The sequence below is a fragment of the Oleiphilus sp. HI0086 genome (assembly GCF_001635225.1).
In genome coordinates this window covers 1-2,896 of sequence record NZ_LWFZ01000747.1, presented here as the reverse complement: position 1 = coordinate 2,896, position 2,896 = coordinate 1, and the positions used below count along the sequence as shown (strand labels likewise).

General features: G+C 43.2%; 3 protein-coding genes. All 3 read left to right on the top strand.

The features are described from left to right. The first annotated feature begins 51 nt into the window (after positions 1-51). Entirely contained in the window at positions 52-1,047 is a 996-nt protein-coding gene (locus tag A3756_RS12665) for a putative solute-binding protein (RefSeq protein WP_068510722.1), read from the top strand. Between the two features lie 168 nt (positions 1,048-1,215). Further along, complete coding sequence (locus A3756_RS12660) at positions 1,216-2,457, top strand: NADH:flavin oxidoreductase/NADH oxidase family protein (RefSeq protein WP_068510724.1); 1,242 nt, start codon at positions 1,216-1,218, stop codon at positions 2,455-2,457. A gap of 181 nt (positions 2,458-2,638) precedes the next feature. Continuing rightward, positions 2,639-2,896 (top strand): ATP-binding cassette domain-containing protein (locus tag A3756_RS12655; protein ID WP_156490448.1); only part of this gene is annotated, 258 nt, incomplete at its 3' end.

Here is a 2,896-nt window from a genome sequence, read left to right as displayed (position 1 = left end):
GAAAAGAACGTTCTTACACATCAAACAATTAATGAGGATTAAGGAAACATTATGACATTTCGTCGAATTATACTTGCGCTAGTAATGCTGTCGACTGCTGCCACAGCTTCTGCACTTGAAAAGAAAAAGTTCTGTATGTACGACCCGGTTGGAAAAAACGGTCCTGCAATGACATTCTTCGCTGACTTGAAAGCAAAAGCTATTCCTTGGGGTCTAGATATCCATTTGGAAGCTTTTACCGATGAAAAAGTTGCCTCTAATGATTTTAAAGCCGGTATGTGTGATGGTGTATTTCTTACCTCTATATTGAGTAGCCCATACGTTCCATTTGGTGGTACCTTGGATGCAATTGGTGGCATCAACAACGAGAAGCAGCTTGGTATCGTTCTAAAGGCCTTGACTAACCCGAAAGTTGGCAAGCTACTTACGAATGGTAATTACGAGATGGTTGGTACTTTGCCTGTTGGTTCTGTTTACCTATTCGTAAGAGACAGAAATATTGACTCAGTTGAAGAATTTAGCGGCAAAAAGATCTCGGTTCTTAACGAAGATCCACAAAGTTTGAAGCTTGCTAACCTAGTTGGTGCGTCTCCGGTCGGCACTTCTTTGACCACTTTCTCGGGCCAGTTCAATAACGGTAATATCGACATTCTACCAATGGTCGCGCTTGGTTATAACGTATTTGAGTTATATCACGGTCTCGGCGAGAACGGCGGTATTATCGACGAAAAACTCCTTTACGGCATGATGCAGCTTGTTACTCACAAGGACCGCTTTGCAGACGACTTTGGTCAAAAGATGCGTGAGTACATTCTTTCTCGTATTCCTGACATTAATAAAATGGTTAAGGATGCTGAAGCGGAAATCCCAGCGAAGTATTGGATCAAAACAGATGCTAAAACTAAGGAAGAAATTACTAAGTTTAAGCGTGAAATCCGTATGGCTCTAAAAGCAGAGGGTAACCACCACCCTAAAGCTTTAAAAATGCTTTGGAAAATCCGTTGTTCTGAAAATCCAACTGCTGCCGAGTGTGGTACACCAGAGTAATTTGCTAACTTAGCTTTTACTTTCTAAAGCCCGGCCGTTGCCGGGCTTTTTATTGTCTGCGATTAATCCATTGGTAGGAATGTGTATTACACTATTCATGACTAGCGGTCACAAATATAGATCTATATTATTAGCAAAATAAGATAAAAACCAAAAACCGAGGTTCTCATGTCACGCACTACACACCCAAGTCTAAGTTTTGCTACGCCATATCAACAAGGTAATGTAAACGTTAAAAATCGATTCTTTAAGTCTGCAATGAGCGAACAACTGGGAGACAAACAGCACAATCCGGGCAAGCGACTTGCTAAGTTATATCGTACCTGGTCAGCTGGCGGTACTGGGTTACTTATCACAGGTAACGTCATGATTGACCGGGCAGCACTTGGCGAACCAAAAAACGTTGTTCTAGATAACGAAAGCGACCTCGAGAGCTTCATTCAATGGGCGGACGCTGCAAAGCAGAATGACACCAAAGTTTGGATGCAATTAAACCACCCAGGTAAGCAATCGCCAACGTTTTTAACAAAGCAGCCAGTCGCCCCCTCTGCTATTCCTTTAGGTGGGGGGCTTGAAAACACCTTTGCCACCCCTCGTGCGCTCGAAGAAAGCGAAATTTTAGAAATAATCGAAAAGTTTGCGACCGCCGCAAAACTTGCCAAACAAACAGGCTTCGATGGTGTACAAATTCATGGCGCTCACGGTTATTTGGTTAGCCAGTTTTTATCTCCACACCACAACCAGAGAAAAGACAAGTGGGGCGGTAGCTTACAAAATAGAATGCGCTTTGTATTAGAGGTTTACCGTGCTATTCGTGAAGCCACAGATGATAATTACCCAATTGGCATTAAATTAAATTCTGCTGACTACTCGAAAGGAGGGTTCTCTCATGAAGAATCTATGGAAGTAGTCGAAACCCTTGCAAAAGCGGGAATTGATTTACTGGAAATTTCCGGCGGCACCTACGAAAGCCCAAGCATGGTAGGTCATAACATTAAGGAATCAACACGCCGACGCGAAGCATACTTCATAGAATATGCAGATAAAATCCGCGAGCGCGTTTCAATTCCACTTGTCGTTACTGGCGGCTTCCGCTCAGGTAGCGCAATGCTTCAAGCCTTAAAGAGTGGCGCAACTGATTTTATCGGTTTGGCTCGACCGCTCTCTGTTTATCCCGATTTTCCCAATGAGCTAATAGCAAATCCCGAGCACAAGATTGATATACCGAAACCCAGCACTGGCGTGAAGTTTATCGATAAAATGACCATGCTTGATATTACCTGGTACGAATCACAGCTTGCGAGGCTATCTAAAGGCAAACAGGCCATACCTGATCAGACAGCCTGGATATCTGTGGCTCAGACGCTCTCAGGCCTGGGAGTTCATGCCTTTACAAAAAGGCGTGCTTAGTCGCTCAATCTGATTATTTCGCCTCGATCGATATAGGTTGCCGAGCATTTCCTCATTAGTGGTATAGCTTTAGGCAACCTTTCTTATTTGTAAGGTATAAGCTAAGTGAATAGATATTCAAATTGTATTTTGCAGGTATAATAGCGACTTCGAGATTCTATTTAAGCAGTCATAAACCTCTATGGTTGAGCCAGTACTCCAAATTAAGCAGCTATCTTGTGAACGTGAAGACCGCATTCTGTTTTCCGGGCTAGAGCATAGTTTTCTTCCTGCCACGATAACGCAGCTCGAAGGCCCTAATGGTGCAGGTAAAACAACCTTGCTACGAATTTTAGCTGGCTTATTCACTTCATATGACGGCGTAGTTAACTGGCAGGGCGAAGCTCTATATAAATCCCAGCTTAGTTTCCAGTCTCAGCTTCTTTTTATTGGCCATAAA